The sequence below is a fragment of the Paenibacillus sp. yr247 genome, from assembly GCF_900103825.1.
Taxonomy (GTDB): Bacteria; Bacillota; Bacilli; order Paenibacillales; family NBRC-103111; genus Paenibacillus_E.
In genome coordinates, this window is the sequence record NZ_FNIF01000024.1 from 1 (window position 1) to 25,852 (window position 25,852).

Below are 25,852 nucleotides of genomic sequence, written 5' to 3' on the forward strand. Positions count from 1 at the left end.
ACGCTTTGACTGTTTGGTGATGATGGCGGAGGGGACCCACGCGTTCCCATCTCGAACACGACCGTTAAGCCCTCCAGCGTCGATGGTACTTGAACCGCAGGGTTCTGGGAGAGTAGAACGTTGCCAAGCAGTTTTCCCTGATAGCTCAGTTGGTAGAGCACTCGACTGTTAATCGAGTTGTCACAGGTTCGAGTCCTGTTCGGGGAGCCATTGCTTCCATAGCTCAGTCGGTAGAGTGCATCCATGGTAAGGATGAGGTCACCGGTTCGATTCCGGTTGGAAGCTCCAGTAATTTTTAAGGCCCGTTGGTCAAGTGGTTAAGACACCTCCCTTTCACGGAGGTAACAGGGGTTCGAGTCCCCTACGGGTCACCAATAATTCCCACAAAGTGACGTAAAGCTGACGAAGCTTAATCCGAACACTTTGCGTGGACTCCAATTCATCATCCCATGGAGGCTTAGCTCAGCTGGGAGAGCATCTGCCTTACAAGCAGAGGGTCGGCGGTTCGATCCCGTCAGCCTCCACCATTAAATTCATATGCCGTTGTAGCTCAACTGGTAGAGCAACTGACTTGTAATCAGTAGGTTGGGGGTTCAAGTCCTCTCGACGGCATGTTCTTATTGGGGATTAGCCAAGCGGTAAGGCAACGGACTTTGACTCCGTCATGCCAAGGTTCGAATCCTTGATCCCCAGTTCTTCTCTTGAGTCATTAGCTCAGTTGGTAGAGCACCTGACTTTTAATCAGGGTGTCGTAGGTTCGAATCCTACATGACTCACCATTTGCCTTATTTACAGCATGCGCGTATGGCGGAATTGGCAGACGCACTAGACTTAGGATCTAGCGGGTGACCGTGGGGGTTCAAGTCCCTCTACGCGCATCATATTCCCAAGAAATGATCTTCATTAGAAAATCATATAATTTCTTGGGGATCCCTATGCGGAAGTGGCTCAGCGGTAGAGCATCGCCTTGCCAAGGCGAGGGTCGCGGGTTCGATCCCCGTCTTCCGCTCCATTTAAGTTTAGGCTTACGAAGCTATAAATGCTTCGCATTTATCTAAGCGCCCTTAGCTCAGCTGGATAGAGTATTTGACTACGAATCAAAAGGTCGGGAGTTCGAATCTCTCAGGGCGCGCCATTTTTTATAAGTTATCAACATATCGGGACGTAGCTCAGCTTGGTAGAGCACCTGCTTTGGGAGCAGGGGGTCGCATGTTCAAATCGTGTCGTCCCGATATCACGCGGGTGTAGTTCAATGGTAGAACTTCAGCCTTCCAAGCTGGTAGCGTGGGTTCGATTCCCATCACCCGCTTTAAAGAAATAGGACCACCTTCGGGTGGTCTTTTTCTTTTGAACGGGGAGGGAAGAGAAGCCACAGAAGTTCGACCGTCCGTGAACAGATGGAAAGAAACCGTGTAGGCAGTAAGACGAAACGATACATTAATTACCACGACCCAAAAGGGTCTTTTTTTATTTTGATACTATATGCAGAAGACGGAATGTGGTAAAATATTCTGAAATGAGTTTTTCTAACGTAAGGCTTTTATAGAGAGAAGCATTAATGCATCATAGTGAATAGACGAGGTGGAGAGTTATGTTAGAGAATGTTATCGGCTTACAGAAGCAAGCAACGAATAACCTGCTGCGCAGGGATGTTCGCTTCTTGGGGCACATACTAGGTGAAGTTCTGGTACATCAAGGTGGTAAAGACTTGCTTGATGTTGTCGAGAAAATTCGTGAGATGAGTAAATCTTTAAGAGCACACTATGTTATCGAGATATACGATGAATTCAAAAATACGATCTCTTCACTAGATCCGGAGATCCGTCATCAAGTGATTCGGGCATTCGCTATTTACTTCCAGCTTGTTAATATTGCTGAGCAGAACCATCGGATTCGACGTAAAAGAGATTACGAGCGTTCCTCAGGTGAGTCCGTGCAGCCAGGTTCCATTGAGAGTATTGTACAAGAGTTAAAGAATAATCATATTCCATTTGAAGAGGTTCAAGAAATTCTTAAAGCTGTTTCTTTGGAACTTGTGATGACCGCACATCCAACGGAAGCCATGCGCAGAGCAGTACTTGATATTAATCTTCGTATTTCCGATGATATGATGAAACTGGATAATCCGATGCTGACTTACCGTGAGCGTGAGCAATTGCGTGAGAAGCTGCTTGGAGAGGTTCTAAACTTATGGCAAACGGACGAGCTGCGCGATCGGAAACCAACGGTTATCGATGAAGTTCGTAATGGTTTGTATTATTTTGACGAAACATTGTTTGACGTACTTCCAGAGATCTATCATGAGCTTGAGCGCTGTTTAAATAAATATTACCCGCAAGACAGTTGGCATGTGCCGTCCTTCTTGAAATTCGGTTCGTGGATTGGTGGAGACCGTGATGGTAACCCGTCGGTTAAAGCCAATGTGACATGGGAAACGCTAGGTTTGCATCGTCAGCTGGCCTTGCAAAAGTATGAAGAAGTTCTCAAAGAAACACTTGAGCATATGAGCTTCAGTAAAAGCATTGTGAACATTAGCGACGCTTTAATTGAATCAATTCAAAGTGATCGTGAAGCTCTTGGGAATACGCAAGATGTTTGGCGTAACGAGAAGGAGCCTTATCGCATCAAGACGACATATATGATCGAAAAGGTTCATAACACAGGCAATCCAAATGTCCCTACAAATCAGAAATACAACAGTCCAGAAGAGTTTATCAGTGATTTGAAAATCATCGAAGCTAGCTTGAGAACACATTTTGCTGACTATGTAGCTGACAAATATATTAAAAAGCTTATTCGTCAGGTTGAACTGTTCGGCTTCCACTTGGCTGCTCTGGATATCAGACAACACAGTAAAGAGCATGAGCTAGCAATGACTGAGATTTTGGCGAAAATGGGCATAACGAGTGATTACAGCAAGCTTTCTGAAGAGGAGAAAATCAGTCTTTTAACGGATGTACTGAATGATCCTAGACCGATCACATCCTCGTATTTGGATTACTCCGAAGGTACAAAGGAATGCTTAGATGTTTATCATACGGTAGGCGAAGCGCAGAAGGAATTCGGGCGCAACTGTATTAATAGCTATCTCATTAGTATGACTACAGGGGCTAGTGATCTCTTGGAGGTTGTTGTTTTTGCAAAAGAGGCCGGTTTATACCGCAAAGAGAGCGACGGCAGCGTGACTAGTACGCTTCAATCTGTACCTTTGTTTGAGACGATCGATGACTTGCATGCGGCTCCTGGTATTATGAGGACGTTGTTAGCGATCCCTGCTTACAAAGCTAGCCTTGACCCTGTAACACAGCTGCATGAGATTATGCTTGGCTACTCTGACAGCAATAAAGACGGCGGTGTGATCACAGCGAACTGGGAGCTTCGTATGGCGCTCCAGGATATTACAGAAGCGGCGAAACAATTCGGAGTGAAGCTAAAGTTTTTCCATGGCCGTGGCGGAGCACTTGGACGCGGCGGTATGCCGCTTAACCGCAGCATTCTGGCTCAGCCGGTTGAAACGCTCGGTGGCGGAATTAAAATTACGGAGCAAGGCGAAGTATTATCATCCCGCTACTCCTTGCAAGGCATTGCTTACCGCAGCTTAGAGCAGGCGACATTTGCGTTAATTACAGCGTCCAAATTATCGCGTTCTCCGCAAAGACTTCCACTGGAAGACAAGTGGGAGAATATTATGCGCGGCATTTCGGAGCAGGCACAGACGAAGTATCAGGATCTTATTTTCCGGGACGAAGATTTCTTAACGTTCTTTAAAGAATCCACACCGCTTCCTGAGATCGGCGAGCTGAATATCGGCTCACGTCCATCCAAGCGTAAGAATAGCGATAAATTCGAAGATTTGCGCGCGATTCCGTGGGTATTCTCCTGGACGCAAACCAGATATTTGCTTCCTGCTTGGTACGCGGCGGGGTCAGGTCTTCAAAGCTTCTATCAGGGGAACGCAGCGAACTTACAAACTTTAAAAGAAATGTATGAGGAATGGTCGTTTTTCCAAACGATGATTGATAATTTGCAAATGGCTCTTGCTAAGGCAGACCTTCAAATTGCTAAGGAGTACGGCAACTTGGTTAAAGAATCAGCGATTGCAGAGCGTATCTTCAATCTCATTAGAGAAGAATATGAATTGACTTCGTCCATCATTTTACAGATTACAGGTCAGCAAGAGATTTTGGATAATGTTCCAGTTATTCAGGAGTCCATCCGTCTGCGAAATCCCTATGTAGATCCGCTAAGCTATATGCAAGTAGAGCTGCTTACGGAGCTTCGTGCACTACGGGAGAACAACGAGGATGATGCTATCCTGCTTCGTGAAGTCTTGCTAACGATTAACGGAATAGCCGCAGGGCTTAGAAATACAGGCTGATAAAAAAACTTAGAGCGTAGAAGAAAGATGCAGGATGATAAAGTCGGGGGCCATGTAGTTTGCAGGCTGCTCGACTTTTCCTGTCCTTACACTAATGCCCATAGATAGGAGATGTGCAGCAGCATGGGGCGATGGTTAGCGATGGTCCTTGTAATAATAGGGGCTTCAAGTTACGGCTTACTTTCCACTTTTATCAAGATTGCCTATGATCAAGGATTCTCTGATGGGCAAATTACACCGGCACAAATGACAATGGGAACTCTGTTTGTATGGGTTTTGATTCTTTTTCACAAAAAATCATGGGTCAATCCTTTTAAAGGTCCTTGGATTAAACTTGGTTTGATCGGCATTTTTGGTTTGGCTTTAACGACGGTCTTTTTCAATATTGCTTTAAAAGAGCTGAATGCTTCCTTATCGATTATTCTTTTATTTCAATTTACTTGGATGACGATTGCTATGGATTGTATCGTGAAACGGAGACTTCCAAGAAAGGCAGAAAGCTTCGCGATTCTGTTAATCTTGGTAGGGACTTTACTGGCTGTAAATGTCATAGACACGAACTGGGAGCAGCTCAGCTTTCTTGGAATTGGTTATGGCTTGATGTCGGCTTTGACGTACAGTATATTCCTCTTTTTTACGGGACAAGTTGTTAGTACGCTGCCTCCTCTTATGAATTCTGCTATCATGCTTACCGCGGCGATGCCTGTGATGTATATCCTGTATCCTCCAACGGTTTTTGTGCATGAGAATGGAGGAGCGCTGCTGCTATGGGGACTTCTTCTCGGCCTTCTAGGTCAGGTCATACCGACAGTGACTTTTAACATAGGTATTCCGCGTATTGGTAGTACGCTTGCAGCAATGCTTGGATCTGTGGAACTCCCCGTCGCGATAGTTGCTGCATATTTAATTATTGGCGAGCCTGTAAATGGGATACAATGGTTAGGGATGGGTTTGATTCTGGGTGGTATCCTTATATCTGAAAACAAAACGTAATTTCTGCGTATGTATATTTAGGAAGTCGAATTGTCGAGAAGCCGGAGGAAAGCGAATTGAACTTTGTAGAAGTACGTCTGGCTAAGTTGGCCAGGAATGGGGATCGGAATGCTTTTGCAGAGCTTGTGGAGCTCTATAAGGATAAGATTTTTCATTTGGCTTACCGTATGCTGAATAACAAGCAAGAGGCCGAGGATGCGGTGCAGGAGACGTTCTTGCGTGTGTATACCAATCTGCACAAATACGATGAGAATCAGAAGTTTTCGACTTGGATTTTTCGTATTGGGACGAATCTGTGTATCGATAAGCTGCGCCGACGAAAGAACACGTACTCACTAGACGCGGAGATGCCGGACGGAGAAGGCAATGATTATTATGCTATGCTCCCAAGTCAGGAAGACACACCTGAGAAGCAAGTTATTGTGTCTGAGACACAGGAACAAATTCGCAGAGCGATTGATACTTTGCCAGAAAAATATAAATCCGTTGTTATTCTGCGTTATCTTCATGATATGTCTCTTCAGGAGATATCCGATGTGCTTGATATGCCTGTTACAACGATCAAAACGCGCGTGCATCGCGGGCGCGAATACTTGCGAAAGAAGCTAGAGCAGGAGGAACAAGATGCTAGTACAAATCCTGTTCCAATGTGAAACATATTTGAAATCCAAACGTATGGTATACCACAACATGCAAAAGTCTAAGAAAGGGGTGGCTGAATCATGAATTGTAAAGAAGCCCTCCCGCTCATACATGAATATCTCGACGGTGATTTGCAAGGATCGGATTCTCAGCGTTTGAAGGAGCATTTGATATCCTGCCAAGCATGTCATGCTTTGTTCAAACAATTGGAGAAAACAGATGCGATGGTTAGAATGCTGCCTCCTGTGAGAGCATCTGAAACGTTGACTGCACAGATCATGAGCGGACTGCCATTAACGAAGAAACGGAATACCTGGATGGGTTGGATTCGCAAGCATCCTGCTGTTTCCGTAGCCGTTGTTTTCGCAACTGTCATGTTCGGAAGCTTCATGTCCATGTGGAATGATGATACGAATTTGATGGTGAAGGGAAGTAACCTACAGGACGTTGTTATTGAGGGCGATACAGTTACTGTTCCACAGGGCCACACCGTTAAAGGGGATCTCGTTGTACAACGAGGCAAACTGAAGGTTGAAGGCGATGTGACAGGGAACTTGACCGTCATTGATGGCAGTCTGAATCTGGCGTCAACCGCGCATATCTCTGGGCAAGTCACGCAAGTCGATGAAGCATTGGGCTGGATCTGGTATAAATTAGGCGAGTTCGTAGGAATGCTCTCGCATTAGTTCTTGAACGTCTTCCATTTGGCTTGCAGCCAGAGGGGGACGTTTTTTATAGGAAAAATGAACTAATTAGGCTTGGAAGACGTCCTTATGAGGAGAGAAAAATAGAAGTATAACTAGGTTTATGTTATGATTCTAATATAGAGATCACTGTGTTCAGTCGCCTGGGGGAGAATAATAAATGGACTTACTCACGAGCATCTCGGCTAAGGATATCGTAGATATTCTGATCGTTAGCTATGTGATTTATAAACTAATCCTGTTGGTGCGTGGGACAAGGGCTATTCAACTCATGAAGGGTATCCTTGTTGTCGTCATAACATGGGTGTTTAGTATTTGGTTTAAGCTCAGTACGCTGCAATGGATGATGAACCAAACCTTTACGTTCGGGGTTCTGGGAGTTATCATTATTTTTCAGCCTGAGCTGCGTCGCGCGTTGGAGCAGTTAGGCCGCGGTAAACTGTTTAGCCGATCTTCAACAGAAGAGGATCAGGATGTGAATAAGCGGATTAGTGAAGTGATTCGGGCAGCGAATTATTTGGCGAAAAGAAAGATAGGGGCCTTGATTGTTTTCGAGAAAGAGACCGGCCTAACCGATTATGTGGAATCCGGTATTGCGATAGAGAGCAAGATCAGCGCGGAGCTATTAATTAATATTTTCATTCCGAATACGCCGCTTCACGATGGCGCTGTGATTATTCGACAAGGTCAGTTAATGGCTGCTGGTTGTTATTTACCTTTGTCTGAGAATCCGTTCATAAGTAAAGAGCTTGGGACTCGGCATCGTGCTGCCATTGGAATGAGTGAGGTTTCCGACGGTATGTGTATCATTGTTTCGGAAGAAACGGGACAAATTTCGCTAACGATGAATGGTCATATTGTTCGGGATATTAAGGAAGAATCGCTAATTGCGAAATTGTTTGAAGAGCTGAAGCCGAAGGCGAAAGCAAACGAGAAAAACCCTTTCTTGAAATGGAGGGGCCGTTCGAATGGATAAATGGCTGAGAAATACGAATGTGGTACGGATTGTTGCACTGGTTATAGGTATTCTGCTGTGGGTGGTTGTCCACATGGAAGAGACGAATATATCCGGGAACTCACCTCTGCGAGAGCGGGAAGAAACAATTAATAACGTTGCGATTACGACGAAGTATGATGAAAGTCATTATTATATTTCGTCGATGGCTCCTTCTAATGTACAGGTGATTCTGAAAGGGAAGGAATCTTCGGTTAAGAAAGTGACGACTAGTAATTCGTATCAGATTGAGCTCGATTTGACGAAAGTGGGCAAAGGGGATCATCAGCTTACGTTAAAGCCGGTTGGCTTTCCGTCGGATGTCGATGTTCAAATCGTTCCAAGAACCGTCCACGTGATAATCGAAGAGCTGCAAATGAAAGAAGTGCCGGTCGTTATTAATGTTAAAGGAACTCCAGCAGCCGGTCTCAAAGCTGGACAGCCGATCGTGAAGCCTAACAAGGTGTATATTACTGCGCAAACCAGCAAACTTGAGCAGATCGAGAATGTTCGCGGCGAGGTATCGGTCGATAAGGCCCAGTCTGGGGTCACGAAGCAAGTGAGACTGCAGGCTTATGATAAGGATGGTAAAGAAGTAACGGTAAATATGAATCCGTCTGTAGTTGATGTCGAGGTTCCAATTACGAGTCCGTTCCAGACCATACCGCTGCAATTGAAAATTAGCGGAGAGCCGCCGAAAGGATTCGCGATATCTCTGGTAACGCAAAATCCGGACAAGGTAACGGTCTACGGAACTCAAGATGTTGTGGGTCGGTTAGAATTTTATCAAGGTCCGCAGATTAGTGTACAGGATTTGAAGGAAACGAAGGAATATTCACTGGACATTCCCTTGAGGAATAAAGTAACTCAACTGGATCCTGCCAAAGTAACGGTGCGCGTGGAAATTGTTCCTTCCATCACGAAGGCTTTGGAGAATGTACCTATCACGATTATTGGTCAAAATGAAAACTATGTTACAAAAGTTACACAGCCGGAGTCAGCTCAGCTGAACATTACGGTAGAGGGTGCTCCTACGCTCATTGAACAAATAAAAGTGCAGGATGTACAGGCGATCCTCGATGTTAGTAATTTACCGCCAGGCAAGCATGAGCTAAAGGTGACATTAAACTTGCCGACCTATGTGAAGCTTGGTATGCCGCAAGAAGTCAAGGCAACAGTAGAAATCAGCGAGAAAGCAGCTAAAGCAGCAACTCCATAAGGAGTGTAAAAGAAAGAGGAGAATATAGACATGGGGAAATATTTTGGAACGGATGGTGTACGAGGCGTTGCAAATGGCGAACTGACACCAGAGTTAGCTTATAAAGTTGGCCGCTGCGGCGGTTACGTGCTAACTAGACAGGCGAAGCATCCGAAGGTCGTTATCGGGAGAGATACACGAATTTCGGGTCCAATGCTTGAGGCATCTCTCGTAGCTGGTTTGTTGTCGATTGGTGTTGAAGTTATTCGCATCGGTGTCGTCAGTACACCGGCGGTAGCTTATTTGACTAAAAAGCTCGGAGCGGATGCGGGCGTTATGATTTCCGCTTCACATAATCCTGTTGAGGATAATGGAATTAAGTTTTTTGGGGGCGACGGCTTCAAGCTGCTTGATGAGACGGAGCTTGAAATTGAACAGCTGCTTGACGCGGCTGTGGATGAATTGCCCCGCCCGGTTGGCGGCGAGATTGGCACGGTTTCAGATGATCCCGAAGCGAAGCTCGCGTATCTGGCGTTCTTGAAGGAGACGGTATCCGAGTCTTTCGCCGGATACAAGGTAGTGCTTGACTGTGCGAACGGCTCAGCCTTCGAGCTTGCCCCTAAGGTGTTCCGCGAGCTGGGAGCGGAAGTCATCACCATCGGAGCAGAGCCGAACGGCCGCAATATCAATGATCATTGCGGCTCCACACATCCTGAGAAGCTGCGCGAAGAAGTGGTGAAACATGGCGCAGCCATTGGTCTTGCTTTTGACGGCGACGCGGATCGTCTAATCGCGATCGATGAGAAGGGCGAGGAAGTCGACGGCGACTTCATTCTTAGTATTTTGGGCGATGCGCTTAACCGCGCAGGTAAGCTGAACCACGGCACGATTGTGACAACGGTGATGGCGAACATTGGCTTTTTCAAGGGGATTGAAAAGGCAGGTCTTAAGGCACTGCAAACCGCTGTAGGTGATCGATACGTGATGGAAGAAATGCGTAAAGGCGGTTATAATCTTGGCGGAGAGCAGTCGGGGCATGTGATTTTCCTGGATTATATCTCAACTGGAGATGGTATTCTTACTGCTTTGCAGCTGGTGAATACGGTTGTCCAGTCGGGGCGCAAGCTGAGTGAGTTGAAGGGAATTATGCGAAAATTCCCACAGCTTCTGGTTAATATTCGTGTGGCGGATAAAAGTAAGCTGAAGGATAACGCTCAGATTAAAGAAGTCATTCGTAAAGTGGAAGAAGAACTCGGAGATAACGGCCGCGTGTTGGTGCGCCCATCGGGAACGGAATCGTTGATTCGTGTTATGGCTGAAGGTCCTGACAAGGATCAAGTAGCAGCTTATGTCCATGATATTGCAAAGGTCATTCAAGAGCAGTTGGTGTAAAAGGTAGGGTCTTGGTGCCCCCTTTCGTGTGTCTATAGCGAACCGGGGGATTTTCCAAGAAAAAATAAGTTGCGTGCTTACTCTAAAATGAATATGATGTATGTGACTCAAGAAGGAAAGGTAGGGTAGGGGTTCATCAATAATCAATAGCGCCAGAACTCGCAAGCGGGACGGAAATGTAGTGAGTTTGCTACTACTACGCAGGTGAGTTGACGAGGTGAAGGTGTTCGAAACATTCGGCGGGGACCTTCCGGCATGAGGAGTGCCGTTAAGTTGGAGAGCAAAAACGCTTGGGCGACCGGGCTGACAAGTATCCAACATCCATTAATTACAATATGAACTTAGTGATCGACCATTATATAAGGTTTATTTGGTTTTCAATTTTTTAAAACAGGATCTTTGAAAAATAGCCCTTGTCAAAGAGGCTTATAAAACTATGGAGGTACTAAACTATGTGCGGAATCGTTGGTTATATTGGAAAGCGTAATTCTCAGGAAATTTTATTGGAAGGGCTCAAAAAGCTCGAATATAGAGGCTATGACTCTGCAGGTGTAGCTGTGTATACGGCGAATGGTTTACAAATTAAGAAGGCGAAAGGCCGCATTGCGAATCTTGAATCCAAGCTGGAGGAAACTCCGTTGAACGGAAGCGTTGGGATCGGACATACGCGTTGGGCGACACACGGTAAGCCTTCGGATGTCAATTCACATCCACATACAGATAATTCGCTGAAGTTTTCCGTCGTGCATAACGGGATCATTGAAAACTATATTACTCTTAAGGAAGAGTTAACAGCTAAAGGGCACCAATTTGTTTCTGAGACGGATACTGAAGTCATTTCTCACTTAATCGCTGACTTGTACGAAGGAGATATTCTCAAAGCCGTTCAAAAAGCGGTGAAATACATGACAGGTGCATTCGCACTAGCGGTACTGACAGAATATGAGCCAGACAGACTTGTCGCTGTGCGTCAAGCCAGTCCTTTAATTATCGGTATTGGCGAAGGCGAGAACTTTATTGGTTCAGATATCCCAGCTATTCTTGAATACACGCGTAATGTGTTTATTTTGAATGATGGCGAAATGGCTCTTTTGACGCGTGATGGTGTCGAATTAATGACTTTGGAGGGTAATTTTATTTCCAGGGAAATGTTTCGTGTCGATTGGGATATTGTGACAGCGGAAAAAGCCGGATTTGATCACTTTATGTTGAAAGAAATTTATGATCAGCCCAAAGCCTACCGCGATACAATGGGAAGCCGCATTTCTCCTGATGGGAGTAAAGTGACACTGAACGAGCTTACTATGAGTGCAGAAGCGATTCGTAACATTAATCGTGTTCATATTGTTGCCTGTGGTACGGCCTTTCATGCAGGAATGGTTGGGAAGTATGTGATTGAGAAAATGGCGCGCATTCCGGTGGAAACGGATGTCGCCTCTGAATATCGTTACCGTTCACCGATTATTACGAAGGACACCCTCGTTATTGTTGTGAGTCAATCCGGTGAAACAGCGGATACGCTAGCAGCACTTCGTGAAGCAAAGCGCTGCGGTGCACACGTTCTGGCCATTACGAATGTTGTCGGCAGCTCTGTAGCTCGTGAAGCGAATGATATTATCACTACGTGGGCGGGGCCTGAGATTGCGGTAGCTTCGACGAAAGCTTACACGTCGCAATTGATTGCTTTCTATCTGCTTGGACTACACTTAGCTCAAACACTTGGTACGCAAACGGCTGAGGAAATTGCCGGGGTGATTACAGCATTGAAAGAGCTGCCTGCCCAGGTAGAAGAGATTCTTGGTCAAGCGGAAGCTTTGAAAGTGGTAGCTGAGGAGATGGCTAAGCATGATAACCTCTTCTTCATTGGAAGAGGCGTAGATTATGCGGTAGCCCTTGAAGGATCTCTGAAGCTGAAAGAGATTTCTTACATTCACTCTGAAGCCTATCCAGCAGGTGAATTGAAGCACGGCACACTAGCACTAATCGAGGATGGTGTTCCGGTGATTGCGTTGGCTACTCAGCATGAACTGCTAGAGAAAACTGCGAGCAATATTAAAGAAGTGAAAGCGCGCGGCGCTAATGTGCTCGGGATTGCTGTGGAAGGCGAGCTTGAGCTGCAGAAGTCTGTAGACAGCACCTTCGTTATTCCGAAGACGCTGGATGTTTTATCCCCTGCTTTGTCTGTTATACCGCTGCAGTTGCTGTCATATTACGCGTCACTGGCACGTGGTAATGATGTTGATAAGCCACGGAATTTGGCGAAGAGCGTGACGGTGGAGTAGGCTTGGTTTATCAGTGAGAACAACTGTTTCTTTACAATAAAGTATTGTTCTGAACAATAAAGTGTTGTTCTTATTTTAAAGTATCAATAAAGTATTGTTCTGATTCAACTTAAGTCCCGATCAGACCGATTGATCGGGACATTTATTATCAATATGGAAGTGAGTATATGAGATCTCAAGGGAATTTAAGTGAAATTGAACAAGGCAATTCTAACCCATCATTAGATACATTGTTGACAATAAAGTCGAGGTTTAAATGTAGTATTGATGAATTAACTTTTGCTGAAGATCAATTGACTAAATATAACGATACACTTTTATCTGAAGAAGAGTTAGGGATGCTTACAAATTACAAACTGTTAGAAGAGTTCGATCGCATAGAGATAAATGAAATAATCAAACTTAAAATTAGAATGAGTAAGTTAAGAAAGAAATAAATAAATTAAATGTACATATATCAATTTCTACAAATATTAACTATCAGATTATTATGGATAGACATAGTTTTTAAATATGCTAACGAGTTAATTTAAATAACACCAGGCGCAGCGGAATATCCGTTGCACTGGTGTTATTTTTTAATTCAGACTGTCTTTGTTAACCTCAATCGTTTCCCATACACTTGAACGCGATGTAATTTTTTGCGGCTGTTAAACTTCGATAGGGGTTTCTTCAACATTTTCATATTTAGATGTTAAGAAATTTTAAATATACCTAAGTGCTTTATGGAGATGACAACTTATAGTTCAACTTGTTTCTACAAAAAAAGTAAATTTTGATTTTGGATTATGTTAAGATATTAAATTAATCGCGCTAGTGCTGCTGGCCGCACTTCAGAGAGGCCTTCTTCTTACGCAGTGCCGCAAGGGGACGAGTCCACTCGAAGCAGTATTGGACGCCATGCTCGCGCATATTCGTTCGTTCGTCGTCTGATGTGCCGCCAGATGATGAGGCGGATATGCCGAAGAGCAATTATGCAATACGAAGCAAGCGATTGTTAGCAAGCCTGCGGCTGGATTCAGGCCTGGGCTTTTATTTTATGGACGCCTTATAAACGGTCCAGGATGAAAGCCATCAGTTTGTTCAAATCAAGCGAATGGCATGTAAAAGAATGGCTCCCCGGAATGCAACCCACACGTCAAGCAAGCGAATAGGCGTAAACCACAAGCCGGATTTTTCGGCATTCAGTTCCGTGAGCGATGAGAACACCCGACTTTAATGAATTCTGTTCTTAATTTCTATTGCAACCCAGAGATTTCCGAAAGTTTATCTAAATAAGCCTGTAAGACGTCAGGCTGAAACACGAGACTCATAAATTTTCCTTCGCGAACGCTTTCAATTAGTCCTGCTATTTCAAGCTCTTTGAGATGATGGGAAATGGTTGCAGCACTTACATTGTGAATTTCGTGCAATACACTGCAGGGCAGCGGACTGTTTGAAATGCTAATTTCTTTTAGTATTTGATAACGTCTTGGCTCAGCAAGTGATCTTGAAATTCTGGCAAATTGTTGATCAGTTATGACGGTCATCGATAACTCCACCTTTACGAAAGTATTAAAAAGTAGATTCCATATGATATTCATACAATTATACACATATCATATAATGATCTGTCAAGTCGGTGGAACTGACTAAAGAAAGAATAGGGGACGCCGCATTTGACGTCCCCTTTTGTCGGATATTAACTCGCTTGCTTGCTTGCCTCTATACTTGCACGGACTTTTACGGCTTTATCGAACAGGACTACACGAAGGATGATTGAAAGGAAACCTAGTGCCAGGAAAATAACACCGCTCCAGACAACCTGATGAGGTCCCATGTGGGAAAGAAATAACCCGCCAAAATAGGTACCAAGCGTGATTCCCAAATTCGTAAAGGATACAAATAATCCGTTTGCGAATTCGGGCGCATCCGAGGCTACGGAAGTCAGCCAGTTTTGGGAAAAGTTCAGCCCCATTGTAAACAAGATTCCCCATGCGATAATGATCAGAATCATGGGAATGGCATAGGCCCCCATAAAGTATAAGAGCAAATAAACGGCACCCGATACTAAGGGGAATAGAACAGCTGCCCTGACCAGGTTGCGGCTAAACACTTTGCCCGCAATAATGTTGCCTACGATGCCTGCGGCTCCGAATAAAATCAACATGCCGCTGATTTCTTTACCGGACATATGGGTAACCTTGTCCAGATATTCTGCGAAATAGCTGTAAACGGCAAACATGCCGGATGGAATTAACCCTACAGCGACTATAGTCAACAAAATCTGAGGTTTTTTCAGGATCTCCAATTGTTTGGCATAGGACATTTTTCCATGTACAGGCATCGAAGGAAGGAAGGAGACGATTCCGAGAAACGCGATCAAATTAATGACTCCACAAAATAACAAAGATGCTTCAAGCGAAATAACATTTGAAATGTAGGACGTAATCGGGATACCAAAGACCATCCCTGCCGTAACGCCCATGAATACTTTGGCAATCGCTTTCGTACTCTGATCTTTTCCCACGGAATTGGCAGCCGCAATAAACGCCGCGGAAAAATAAACGGGATGCAGAAACGCAGGTATAATCCGAGAAATGAGAAGAACGGGATAGTTTGAGGCAAACGCAGAAATGACATTGGATACAACAAATATCGCGAGTACCCAAGCCATCATTTTTTTATGATTGACTCCTGAGAATAATAGCGTCATAAAGGGTCCGAAAAGGGCAATGACAAGGGCAAAGAGACTGACAAGCATACCCGCTTGGGAAGCAGTGACGCCATAACGTTCGGAAACTTGAGGTAAAATACCCACAACTCCAAGCTCTGCGTTAATGATGCCGAAAATTCCGAATGCAATAATATATACGATCAATGATTTTGACACAAAGTATCACTCCTATACGTTAAGTTTGATTTGATGGAAAATTTCAAGAGGGAGAAGCTAGTCTACGATTGTAGCTATGGCGGACTTTTCACGTTCCGTTCTCCTTGAACCTCTATTTGTATAAATGATTTAGCCAAAGCGCCAACCAAGCTGATCATGTCAATTCCCTCTCTCAATAGTTCGATGCTTGTCTAAATATATGATTGAATTTTGGATTAGTCAACCCATTTTTTTTTTTGTGGACGCTGTCTGATCTTGTCAGCTATCTCGATTTGTCAAGCCGCGATCTTAATAGATAAACACTGTGATGTTAAACCGAGGAATACCTCTGTTAAGTTCTTAACAGGCTGAACCGTCAGGGTTCACTTTCCAGACGGTTTTTCTTATCCGGAATACTGTTTCTGGTTCGCTGGTAGCATCAGTAAAGTAAGGTACTTGACGAATTGTTTTACAATATGATAATCTTGCAAGCGTCTAACTGATGTTGGAAAAGGAGGATGGTTTGAAGTGTTTAAGCATTTTACAATGTTGTAGCTACTTGAGATTGAAAAAAAAACGCGCATGTTTTTAGCGCATATTACAGTGAATATGTATTCTACACCATTACATTTAGGAGTTGAATCGTACGTGGCTAAATCTAAATCTATAATTATATACATCCTTGCTTTCGGTATCTTCGGTATCATCAATACGGAGATGGGCGTAATCGGAATTTTACCTCCGATTGCCGAACACTTTGGTATAAGCGTATCCCAAGCAGGTTTGCTTGTCAGCCTTTTCGCACTGGCTGTTGCGATTTCCGGCCTGTTTTCGCCAATGCTTTTTTCAGGTATGAATCGTAAGAAGGCGATGCTCATGGTAGTCGGAGTTTTCGTCATCACCAATGTGATTTCTGTTTTTGCGCCTAACTTTGCAGTAGCCTTAATAGCTCGGGTTGTGCCTGCATTCTTTCATCCTATCTATTTCTCGGCAGCATTTACAGCAGCTGCCAATTCCGTTAGCCAAGAACAAGCTCCCAAAGCAATAGCCAAAGTATTCATGGGCCTTACCGCTGGGATGGTAATAGGAATACCAATCACTTCTTTCATCGCGGATGTCTCTTCTCTTGAAATTGCAATGTTTTTCTTTGCATTGGTCAACGCGGCTACGTTTCTTACTATTCTTTTCTTCATTCCGTCAATGCCTGTAAAGGGAAGATTATCATACGGAACACAGTTGAGCGTATTGAAAAAACCTCTTACCTGGATAAGCCTTGCTACTGTTATTTTCATTGTTTCAGGGATGTATGCTGTTTTCAGCTTCTTTGCCGAGTTCCTTGATAAAGTCACCCGCATGTCTGGAAAAGAAGTTAGTATCATGTTGGTTTTATTCGGTATAACTGGCATTTTAGGCAATGTGCTCGCCGGTAAATGGCTTAGTAACAATGCTGTGAAAACAGTGTTTGTGTATCCATTTGTTGCAGCATTCGTTTATCTGCTCGTGTTTCTCTTTGGGCATCTAACAGTTATTATGGTAATTCTTATTGCAGTGTGGGGCGTTCTTTTCACCTTAGCACTCAATATCACTCAATATTGGATAACCTCCGCAGCTCCAGAAGCGCCTGATTTTGCTAACGGGTTGTTTGTTTCCTTCTCAAATCTGGGAATCACAGTTGGCACGTCAGTAGGCGGTTTATTTATTTCCGGTATGGGCACTCACAATGTCGTATGGGCAGGCTTACTTATGCTGGCGCTAGGATTTGTGTTCATTTCGATAAGAGCATCGGTTTACCATTCCAAGCAAGCGGTAACTAACTACTGATTTTTATCAATCATCCCCATTAGCATCAGCGAGAGTGGGGTACGTCACTTCCCCACCAATATGATGTTAAAGAGAGCTTTGAAGTATACAATCCCAAATGATCATGAACGTAGGGAATAAATGATTTCGTTGCGTGATGATATCCTCGGGAGGACGAAATTTAATTCGTTTGAAAAAGGTATACGCCACTTCATTGAAGTACACCGTTACTGTACAAGTGGTCCAAAATGTGAAAAAGCCCCTCAAACAGGGGCTTAAAGGTAAGAAGTCGGGGGAAATCCCCGTGTTGAATGGTCATTTATGCAAATCCGAAAGAAAATGGAAACGCAGAATTTGATGTGTCTTGATCAGGTACGAAAAAGCTTATTTGTCGGATATTTCCGAAAGTTTATCTAAATAAACCCGTAGTACGTCGGGCTGAAAAACGAGACTCATATATTTACCTTCGCGAATGCTTTCAATTAAACCTGCAACTTCAAGCTCTTTAAGATGATGGGAAATGGTTGCAGCACTTACGTTGTGGTTTTCATGCAATACACTGCAGGGCAACGGATTATTGGAAGCACTGATTTCTTTGAGCATTTGATAACGTCTTGGTTCGGCAAGCGCTCGAGAGATTCTGGCAAATTGTTGATCGGTTAAGACGGTCATCGATAATCTCTCCTTTCTAACATCGATACACACAGTAAATGCACAATCTTTATATAATTATATACTCATCATATCGTATGGTCAAGACAGGTGGAAATGATGAATACAAATCAAGGGGCGATGCATTATGCGGCGTCCCCTTTCATTTTTGGATATTATCTGCGTGTCTGCTCAATTGCATACTCGCTTAAACTTCGAGATACGCGTCAGCCATTTTGATTTGCGATGACAATTTGATAGATAGACGGTTATCTAAATTTCTTATTGACAAATTGGAGTGAACAATGCAATATACTAATTACGACACTTTTATGATTGTCGAATTGAATGAAATTCATAGGAGGAGCATTGTGAAATTGGGTAAACTGACTGGTAAAGTTGCAATTGTCACAGGCGCATCGAAAGGTATTGGTGCAGGTATTGCGAAAAGCATGGCGGTTGAGGGCGCTTCGGTTGCTGTAAATTATTCTACAAGCAAAGAGGAAGCCGATCGCGTAGTCGCGGACATTACCGCAAAAGGCGGTAAAGCAATTGCAATTCAAGCCGATATGTCTAAGGCTGCCGATGTACAGCGATTGTTTAAGGAAACGAATCAAGCGTTCGGAGCTCCAAGCATTCTCGTGAATAATGCAGGGGTCTTTAAATTTGAACCGGTAGAGGCTATTACTGAGGATGAATTTCACAGGGAATATAACACAAACGTATTGGGAATAATTTTGGCATCTCAGCAAGCTTTAAAATTCTTCCCATCTGAGGGTGGCAGCATCATAAATATCAGCTCGATTGCGAGCCAAAATCCAGTACCTCATTCTGCACTTTATTCATCAACCAAAGCTGCAGTAGACACTTTGTCATTGGCGCTTGCGAAAGAATTGGGGCCCCGCAATATTCGGGTAAACATCGTCGCTCCAGGTCACACTGAGACAGAAGGGTTGCATCAAATTGGTCTTATTGGAAGTGAACTCGGCAATATGTTGATTGCTTCCACACCGCTTGGAAGCCGTTTTGGCCAACCGGAAGACATTGCTCCTTCCGTCGTATTTCTAGCTTCCGACGATGCCTCGTGGCTTACTGGCGAACGCATCAACGCATCCGGCGGGGTTCATTAAACGAAGTGGATTTTCAAAATGTGTAGTAAATGAATAGAATTCCATCGGATCTCAAGACTTGGAAATGCGAAGTAAGACTTACTGCAGTGTGAATCAATGTCTCTCGCTTAACACCTTTGGCGTACGAGTTTAAAGGATGTATGATGGCGTCAAATAAATGAAGATAAAATTTTTTTGGAGTTGACAATCCAAAAATAGTTTGTTAGTATGAATTTCGGAGAATGGATTAAACACTCCATAAATGAGAGGAGACAGAATAACATGAATTCGAATCAATCTACAGCACTTATTACAGGAGGAACAAGCGGTATTGGCCGGGCAGTTGCGAACCAGCTCGCCGCGCAAGGCATCCACGTCGTGGTTGCGGGGCGCAATGCGGACCGTGGCGAACAGACGGTTGCGGCTATCCGCTCAGCAGGAGGAAAGGCAGATTTCGTGCAGACGGATCTTCGCGACGCGTCGAGCGCAAGAAGCCTGGCGAAGCGCGCAGTCGAACTGGGTAACGGCCGAGTCGACATTCTTGTCAACAATGCAGGAATCTTCCCGTTTGGACCGACGCATGAAACGACGGAGGATGATTTTGAACGCGTGTACGCGCTGAACGTCAAAGCACCATATTTTCTAGTCGCCGAACTGGCGCCGCTGATGGCGGAAAGTGGCAAGGGGGCAATCGTCAACATATCGACGATGGTCGCCGATTACGGAATGTCTGGTATGAGCCTATACGGCTCGAGCAAAGCGGCTATCAACCTACTTACCAAAGCGTGGGCGGCTGAATACGGCCCAAGCGGTGTCCGTGTCAATACCGTCAGCCCAGGACCTACGCGCACGGAAGGAACTGACGCAATGGGCGAAGGTCTTGATCAACTTGCTGCCCAAGCACCGGCAGGCCGTCCTGCTTCAGCGGATGAGATTGCCGAGGCCGTCGTCTTCCTCGCGACGGATCGTGCTAGCTTCATTCACGGTGCAAACCTTGCCGTCGACGGTGGACAAACCGCTGTTTAATTATTGACATTCTCTCAGTTTTTTTCAAAGTTATACCGAACCAGGCATGATTAGAAACGACATCATGTAAGATCTCTCATCCAAGTGCAGAAAAAGGGGCGTGTCTTTAGATCTCATGACGATCTGAAGGGCACCCCCTTTTTTTTAGGACATAAGAAAGCAAACGATAAATCAGATTTCGGTTAACGGTCGTACCGAAAACGATTAGGATCAACTGAGAGATTTCGCTTGTACCGTTACCGATGCGAACTGTGAATTAGATCAAGTTAACGGAAAGAACGGTTCAGTTGTACCTAAGCCCCCATATCTTTTGTGAAATAAAATGTATTGTTTTATATACGATACTACGATGAAAAACCAGAACTTGAGAGGATAGGAAAGAGGTCTTGTTGCTATTGCTGCGGCTGTCGTCAATGACAGAGAGCAAGAGAGCGATGCCGGAAGGAGAAGAACATGGATCCAACCACGTTTATTTTGTTTGGAGCGACAGGGGATTTAGCCAAAAGAAAAATATACCCTGCCCTGTACAATTTGTTTATCGATCAAAAGCTACCTCAATCGTTCGCCTTGATCGGTCTTGGAAGAAGAGAAATGAATGATGAATCCTTTAAGGCAAGTGTCGAGCAATCCATTCATAATTTTTCCAGACGCGAAGCGAACAATGCTGCACTGATCAGAGACTTCCTGCGAGCATTCCGTTACAGCGTTCTGGATATTAGCCGTAAAGAGGATTATAAGAAGCTTTTGCATCTTATCGAGCAGCGGGAAGAGGAGCTTCACGTTTCTCCGAATCGCCTATTCTATTTATCTGTCGGACCGGAATTTTTCGAAACGATCGCTGCGAACATTCAGGAAAGCGGGCTCGGTTCCGAGAATGGCTGGAAGCGTCTTGTGATTGAGAAGCCGTTCGGCCGCGATTTGCAATCTGCTCGGGATTTAAACCGGAAGCTGGCCCAGGCTTTTGCGGAACATGAGATTTTCCGAATCGATCATTATCTTGGCAAGCCAATGGTGCAGAAGCTTGAGATTTTGCAGCAAAATCCGGTCCTTAATGCATTGTGGACCAATCATTACATTGCCAACGTGCAGATTACGGCTAACGAAACCGTCGGCGTAGAAGATAGAGCGGGTTACTACGATCATGTAGGCGCGGTAAGAGACATGTTCCAGAACCATATGCTGCAATTACTGATGATGCTGACAAGTCACCTGCCGAAGAACAGCAACTTCGAAATGGTGCGCTTTAAGAAAAAAAAGGTGATGGAAGCCCTCGAGCCGCTGCAAAAAGAGGAGGTAAGCGCAAGCGTAATCCGAGGACAGTACAAAGCAGGTATCGTTCAAGGAAAGCCGGTAATCGGCTACACGTCCGAACCGGGAATCGCTCCAACATCCATGAACGACACTTTTATTGCCGCAAGATTGCAAATCGATGATTATTTTTGGCGCGGTGTTCCTTTTTATATCAGAACAGGCAAAAGAATGAACGAGAAATCAACGCGGATCGTGATTGAATTCAAGGAGCGATTAGATGCTTCACAGGGAACTACCGATGGAAAAGCACCTAATCTACTGGTTTTTGAAATTAGTCCTAACGAAGGCATTACACTTCAACTAAATACGAGGGATCCGCAGCACAAAGGGGGATATAAATCCATTCAACTCGACTTCCATGAGAGTCAAGAAGATATTCCAGAGGCTTACGAAAATTTGATTTACGACGCTTTGCACGGAAATCCCACGTTCTTTGCGCATCGGGACGAAGTCGAATTGTCGTGGAAATGGGTCCAGCCCATCTTAGGAGCATTCGAAGAGAATCTAGTTCCACTCCATTTGTATGAAGCAGGATATTATGGATCTTCCGAGACAGATGCGTTATTGGCGAAAGACGGCTATCATTGGTGGTTCGATGCCAAACCTGAACAACAAATCGAACCTCTGCTTTCGATGCCATAAACCGACCAATTCCGGTTCCAAGGTTGAAGATGGGAGCTGCGTCGACCGAATCTTTTTGAAGATCGAATCGCCGAGATTTTGCGGGAAGTGCCCGGGGTTGAATCGGTTTCCGCCGAAGTAACGCCGGATGCGGTAATAGCCAAAGACATGATCGCACAAGCGAACGAACTGATCAAAATCAATAATTTTGACAAAAACATCACCATCAACCTTCCGATGACGCTCGGTGGACTTGAAGCTTGCCTTACTTGAGCGACAAAGGTATGAAAACGAACGTCACGCTGATTTTCACCGTGAACCAAGCGCTGCTGGCCGCTCGCGCGGGCGATTCCTATGTCTCGCCGTTCCTTGGCCGCCTGGATGACATTTCGGAAGACGGCGTTCAGTTCGTTACGAAAGTCGTGGTATTGTTCCGTATTCATAACCTGGATTCGCAAATTATCGCGGCGTCCGTCCGCCATCCGGATCACGTGACTCGTATTGAGATGGCCGGCGCGCATATTGCTTCGATTCCGTTTGCGGTCATCGAACAAATTTCCAAGCATCCACTAACCGATCAAGGTATTAAAGCTAAAGACACCTTACCCCGCAGTTTAACAAATACGAAATTTGTATCAATCTCAAGATCATCAATCACGTTGTATAGGTAGTCGTCGTATAAATCCATGAGTCCCTGAGAAACATGCAATTCCCGTGCACCCGTCTTTAGTTTGGCTCCGTTCTCTAATTCACCGCGATCTGTTAAGCGTATTCGATGGCCATTCTTGTGATCGAATACGAAGTCTTCCATAAAGAGAGATAACGCTTCACCAATACGAAGTCCTGACTCAAACAACAATTGAATCAACAATCGATCCCGTATGTTCGTTGTGGACTGATAGATGTGTTCTACTTCGTCCTTATGCAAAGCCTTAGGCTTCCTTTTGGGTTCTTTCATCTTTAAGATATTCTTATTCGTCGGTTTTCCCTCATCTACATGGTGTAGGAAACCCTTATATTGGACATGTCCTCTTCTAAATACCTGCCTTATCAGTTTATCAGTCATATCGTTTTGGATCTCTTGATTACGGTACAAGTAATCATAAAGGTTTGTTACCACCGTGATAATAAGATTCACTGATTTTTCTGTTCTTTTCGCTTCAACCTGTCGTAATGGAGTGACTCTTCCGCTTTCAAACGGATTACGCAACCATCCTACAAAGTCAGCCAGATCCTTAACTCCTATTTCTTTATAATCTTTCTGCAGCTCTACAAGATAAGTGAAATACTGTTTTAACGCATAACAGTAAGTCTTTAGGGTGTTATTGCTTTTCCCTGTCAAGTCGAGATATTTAAAATATTTAATCACTGGAACAACTGGAACACCTTCTTCGTCTAACAGCAAATATCTCTTTCTATAATCATCAAGAAATACTTCTTATACTCTCACATCGACACTCCCTAATAATGCATTTTTCCCATATATCATAAATAGTGGTGAAGTGAAGAGTAGAAACAAGCATGAAGTAGGAAACGAATTGAAAAATCCGGGTAAGCGAAGAGATTCTCCTTAAATTTTTTTTGCGTATCTGTCACACTTCACATCCCTTGCCCGACATATAGGTAAAATTTGAAAGGGATGATGAGCGATGCAAAAGGTTGATGTGGTCGTAGTTGGTGGAGGGATTGCGGGTTTAACCGCTGCAATTTACGCAGCCATAGCCGGGAAACAAACGGTGGTCATTGAAAAACAGAATCGCTTAGGCGGCAGAGCCATTTCCAACAAGAAAAAAGGAGCTTACTTCAATCTGGGCAATCATGCCTTGTATAAGGGAGATGCGCACGCGACTTTCCGGGAATTCGGGCTGACCTTGCAAGGAAAGCGGCCTTCATCGTTCGCTTATGGCGTTTGGAAAGGGAAATTGAACATCTTGCCTTCGGATAAGAAATCCTTGTTTACGACCCCGCTGTTGTCTTGGAAAGGAAAGATGGAGTTTGCTTCCTGTCTTATGAAACTTTCAAAAGCGGATACTCGTCAATTTGACCGGATCAGTATCCGCGAATGGGTAGAAGGGAATTTGCGAGATCCCATGGTGCGCAATATCTTTTATTCGTTACTTCGTGCCGCCAGTTATGTTGTCGGGCCGGATTTGCCAGCCGCGGGTCCTGTATTGAAACAGCTGCAGAATGCCCTTAAAGGCGCGTTGTACCTGGATCGTGGCTGGGGCGAATTGATCGAGGAATTGCGGAAAAAGGCATCCGACCTGGGAGTGCGGTTATTAACAAATACCAAAGTCTCGTCCATCGATACCCGTGGCGGGATCGTGCGGCAGGTTCTCTTTGAAGACGGAACGAAAATCGATACGCACCATGTTATCCTTGCCACATCGCCTTCTATCGCAAATGAGTTGGTGCCCTTTGCAGAAAAAACCGCCCTTCATACCTGGAAAGAACAAGCGATTGAGGTCACCGCGGCTTGCCTGGATGTGGCCTTGAAACGACTTCCCAAGCCCAAACAACAATTTGCATACGGGATCGATCAGACCGTGCTTATTTCCAATCAATCGCGTTCGGCTTATCTAAGCGACGATGGCGCGCAAGTCATATCGCTCATTAAGTACCAAGGGAAAGAACCGGACCCGGATAAAGATTTGCGCGAACTGGAAGGCGTGCTGGATTTGATGCAGCCGGGATGGCGGGAAGAATTGATTGTCAATCAATACCTTCCTAAAATAACGGTTTGTCACGACTTTATGCATTTGAAACGTCTCGAGAATCCCGGACCCGCTGTTCCGGAAATACAAGGATTATATGTAGCAGGAGAATGGGCGTCGCACGGTGAAGTATTGGTCGATGCCGCGACGGCAAGCGCCAAAAGAGCCATACAACACATGCTCTCCCTTGAGGGTAAGGAGAGGAATGCCTTTTATGAGCACAGAGGAATTATATAAACGTTATAAAACGGAGCTGTTTTCGTTAGCCTATCGAATGCTCGGCAGCGTCATGGATGCGGAAGATATCGTACAAGACGCTTTTTTGAGCTATGACGGACTGTCTGACGTCGGGACAATCCGAAACGAAAGGGCATTCTTATACAGAATCGTAACGTGTCGCTGTCTTGATCTTCTGCGCTCGTCAGCCAAAAAACGGGAAATGTATGTCGGTCCATGGCTTCCGGAGCCCCTGATTGAAAAAGGGGCTTCGGACGACGATCCATCCAATAGGTATTTGCGGTCGGAGTCGATTTCCACGGCTTATCTTCTGCTTCTGCAGCAATTGAGTGCAACGGAAAGGGCGGTTTTTCTTCTTCGAGAGATTTTTCATTATTCGTTTGAAGAGATTGCCGATATAGTCGGGAAAAGCAGTGCGAATTGCCGGCAAATTTTCCACCGCGCCAAAAAAAGCATCCATTTCGACCCGGACCAACAACCGTCGGTTTCCATTGCGGAGGATAAGATTAAAGAGTTTGTGAATTCACTGTTGCAAGGAAATACGACGAAGCTTCTTGAACTGGTTAGTGAGAATGTTGTGCTCTACACGGACGGCGGAGGCAAAGTAAGCGCGGCACAAGTGCCTGTTGTCGGGTTTGAGCAAGTGCTGAAGTTACATCAAAAAGTGTTGAACATGCATGCAGGTAAATTTACGTACTCGTTCCTCATGGTGAATGGGCTCCCCGGAATCCGCCTTCGTTTGGATGAAGGGATTCAATATGTTTATTCTTTTGCTTATCGAGATCATAAGATCGAAGCGATCTATAATGTCGCCAATCCGGAAAAGTTAAGACATCTATAGAACGACGAAAAAAACAGGGCCATCCCGAATAGGATGGCCCTAAAACTTAACGTTACAGATAGCACGGTGAACCGTACCATAAGTAACGGCAAGTTTTTTGGCGGGGAT

General features: G+C 44.7%; 18 protein-coding genes, 12 tRNA genes, 1 rRNA gene and 2 pseudogenes. 29 read left to right on the forward strand and 4 right to left on the reverse strand.

Translation table 11 applies throughout. The annotated features are described in order from the left end of the window. Positions 1-12: 12 nt before the first annotated feature. The 22 genes from rrf (at position 13) to BLT91_RS24805 (ending at position 13,020) form a co-directional block, all read left to right on the forward strand. Positions 13-129: ribosomal RNA gene (gene rrf / locus BLT91_RS24700) — 5S ribosomal RNA — on the forward strand. Positions 130-134: 5 nt separating this feature from the next. Further along, positions 135-210, forward strand: a tRNA-Asn gene (locus tag BLT91_RS24705). A gap of 2 nt (positions 211-212) precedes the next feature. Continuing rightward, positions 213-288: transfer RNA gene (locus tag BLT91_RS24710), tRNA-Thr, on the forward strand. A gap of 11 nt (positions 289-299) precedes the next feature. Next, positions 300-374 (forward strand) — tRNA-Glu (locus tag BLT91_RS24715). A gap of 77 nt (positions 375-451) precedes the next feature. Next, a tRNA-Val gene (locus BLT91_RS24720) sits at positions 452-527 on the forward strand. Between the two features lie 12 nt (positions 528-539). Beyond that, positions 540-612: transfer RNA gene (locus BLT91_RS24725), tRNA-Thr, on the forward strand. 9 nt (positions 613-621) lie between these two features. Then, a tRNA-Gln gene (locus BLT91_RS24730) sits at positions 622-693 on the forward strand. 10 nt (positions 694-703) lie between these two features. Next, positions 704-779, forward strand: a tRNA-Lys gene (locus BLT91_RS24735). A gap of 19 nt (positions 780-798) precedes the next feature. Next, positions 799-878, forward strand: a tRNA-Leu gene (locus BLT91_RS24740). A gap of 59 nt (positions 879-937) precedes the next feature. Then, positions 938-1,012, forward strand: a tRNA-Gly gene (locus tag BLT91_RS24745). Positions 1,013-1,058: 46 nt separating this feature from the next. Next, positions 1,059-1,135 (forward strand) — tRNA-Arg (locus BLT91_RS24750). A 23-nt stretch (positions 1,136-1,158) separates the two neighbouring features. Further along, positions 1,159-1,232, forward strand: a tRNA-Pro gene (locus BLT91_RS24755). A 6-nt stretch (positions 1,233-1,238) separates the two neighbouring features. Beyond that, positions 1,239-1,309: transfer RNA gene (locus BLT91_RS24760), tRNA-Gly, on the forward strand. A gap of 282 nt (positions 1,310-1,591) precedes the next feature. Further along, the gene (ppc, locus tag BLT91_RS24765) at positions 1,592-4,378 is read left to right on the forward strand and encodes a phosphoenolpyruvate carboxylase (protein ID WP_090826032.1); all 2,787 of its coding nucleotides are present in this window, start codon (positions 1,592-1,594) and stop codon (positions 4,376-4,378) included. Between the two features lie 123 nt (positions 4,379-4,501). Continuing rightward, on the forward strand, positions 4,502-5,371 hold the full coding sequence (locus tag BLT91_RS24770; RefSeq protein WP_175532511.1) for a DMT family transporter: 870 nt from the start codon (positions 4,502-4,504) through the stop codon (positions 5,369-5,371). Between the two features lie 56 nt (positions 5,372-5,427). After that, complete coding sequence (sigW, locus tag BLT91_RS24775; protein ID WP_090826057.1) at positions 5,428-6,024, forward strand: RNA polymerase sigma factor SigW; 597 nt, start codon at positions 5,428-5,430, stop codon at positions 6,022-6,024. A 69-nt stretch (positions 6,025-6,093) separates the two neighbouring features. Beyond that, entirely contained in the window at positions 6,094-6,699 is a 606-nt protein-coding gene (locus BLT91_RS24780; RefSeq protein WP_090826060.1) for a zf-HC2 domain-containing protein, read from the forward strand. Between the two features lie 178 nt (positions 6,700-6,877). Next, complete coding sequence (gene cdaA / locus BLT91_RS24785) at positions 6,878-7,693, forward strand: diadenylate cyclase CdaA (protein ID WP_090826062.1); 816 nt, start codon at positions 6,878-6,880, stop codon at positions 7,691-7,693. Then, on the forward strand, positions 7,686-8,930 hold the full coding sequence (locus BLT91_RS24790; RefSeq protein ID WP_090826065.1) for a CdaR family protein: 1,245 nt from the start codon (positions 7,686-7,688) through the stop codon (positions 8,928-8,930). The genes cdaA and BLT91_RS24790 overlap by 8 nt, the downstream gene beginning before the upstream one ends. Before the next feature lie 30 nt (positions 8,931-8,960). After that, positions 8,961-10,301, forward strand: a complete 1,341-nt coding sequence (gene glmM / locus BLT91_RS24795) for a phosphoglucosamine mutase (RefSeq protein WP_090826068.1) — start codon at positions 8,961-8,963, stop codon at positions 10,299-10,301. Between the two features lie 452 nt (positions 10,302-10,753). Then, complete coding sequence (gene glmS, locus BLT91_RS24800) at positions 10,754-12,583, forward strand: glutamine--fructose-6-phosphate transaminase (isomerizing) (protein WP_090826071.1); 1,830 nt, start codon at positions 10,754-10,756, stop codon at positions 12,581-12,583. A gap of 167 nt (positions 12,584-12,750) precedes the next feature. After that, positions 12,751-13,020: a helix-turn-helix domain-containing protein gene (locus BLT91_RS24805; protein WP_090826073.1), complete on the forward strand. Its 270-nt coding sequence runs from the start codon at positions 12,751-12,753 to the stop codon at positions 13,018-13,020. A gap of 801 nt (positions 13,021-13,821) precedes the next feature. Here the strand turns inward: BLT91_RS24805 and BLT91_RS24810 are convergent. Continuing rightward, entirely contained in the window at positions 13,822-14,112 is a 291-nt protein-coding gene (locus BLT91_RS24810) for an ArsR/SmtB family transcription factor (protein ID WP_090826076.1), read from the reverse strand. Between the two features lie 152 nt (positions 14,113-14,264). Further along, positions 14,265-15,455 carry an MFS transporter gene (locus BLT91_RS24815; protein WP_090826079.1) on the reverse strand — a complete coding sequence of 397 codons (1,191 nt, stop codon included), beginning with the start codon at positions 15,453-15,455 and terminating at the stop codon, positions 14,265-14,267. A gap of 627 nt (positions 15,456-16,082) precedes the next feature. Between BLT91_RS24815 and BLT91_RS24820 the strand changes: the two genes are divergently transcribed. Beyond that, positions 16,083-17,255 carry an MFS transporter gene (locus BLT91_RS24820; protein ID WP_090826082.1) on the forward strand — a complete coding sequence of 391 codons (1,173 nt, stop codon included), beginning with the start codon at positions 16,083-16,085 and terminating at the stop codon, positions 17,253-17,255. A gap of 363 nt (positions 17,256-17,618) precedes the next feature. Here BLT91_RS24820 and BLT91_RS24825 read toward each other — a convergent pair whose 3' ends face one another. Beyond that, on the reverse strand, positions 17,619-17,906 hold the full coding sequence (locus BLT91_RS24825; protein WP_090826085.1) for an ArsR/SmtB family transcription factor: 288 nt from the start codon (positions 17,904-17,906) through the stop codon (positions 17,619-17,621). Positions 17,907-18,256: 350 nt separating this feature from the next. On the opposite strand from BLT91_RS24825, the gene BLT91_RS24830 reads away from it, so the two are divergent. From BLT91_RS24830 to BLT91_RS24845, 4 genes and pseudogenes are all read left to right on the forward strand, one after another. After that, entirely contained in the window at positions 18,257-19,015 is a 759-nt protein-coding gene (locus tag BLT91_RS24830; protein WP_217635276.1) for a glucose 1-dehydrogenase, read from the forward strand. Positions 19,016-19,276: 261 nt separating this feature from the next. Next, positions 19,277-20,020, forward strand: a complete 744-nt coding sequence (locus BLT91_RS24835; RefSeq protein ID WP_090826088.1) for an SDR family NAD(P)-dependent oxidoreductase — start codon at positions 19,277-19,279, stop codon at positions 20,018-20,020. Positions 20,021-20,473: 453 nt separating this feature from the next. Beyond that, positions 20,474-21,973 (forward strand): glucose-6-phosphate dehydrogenase, encoded by a 1,500-nt coding sequence (gene zwf, locus BLT91_RS24840; RefSeq protein WP_090826091.1) that lies wholly within the window; start codon positions 20,474-20,476, stop codon positions 21,971-21,973. Between the two features lie 54 nt (positions 21,974-22,027). Beyond that, positions 22,028-22,623: pseudogene (locus BLT91_RS24845) on the forward strand (transaldolase family protein); the annotation flags it as partial. Here the strand turns inward: BLT91_RS24845 and BLT91_RS24850 are convergent. Beyond that, a pseudogene (locus tag BLT91_RS24850) lies at positions 22,554-23,357 on the reverse strand (tyrosine-type recombinase/integrase); the annotation flags it as partial. The pseudogenes BLT91_RS24845 and BLT91_RS24850 overlap by 70 nt on opposite strands. A 244-nt stretch (positions 23,358-23,601) precedes the next feature. Between BLT91_RS24850 and BLT91_RS24855 the strand changes: the two are divergent. Continuing rightward, positions 23,602-24,903, forward strand: coding sequence for an NAD(P)/FAD-dependent oxidoreductase (locus BLT91_RS24855; RefSeq protein ID WP_090826097.1), 1,302 nt, complete (start codon positions 23,602-23,604; stop codon positions 24,901-24,903). After that, the gene (gene sigJ, locus BLT91_RS24860; RefSeq protein ID WP_090826100.1) at positions 24,881-25,744 is read left to right on the forward strand and encodes an RNA polymerase sigma factor SigJ; all 864 of its coding nucleotides are present in this window, start codon (positions 24,881-24,883) and stop codon (positions 25,742-25,744) included. The genes BLT91_RS24855 and sigJ overlap by 23 nt, the downstream gene beginning before the upstream one ends. The last annotated feature ends 108 nt before the right edge of the window (positions 25,745-25,852 follow it).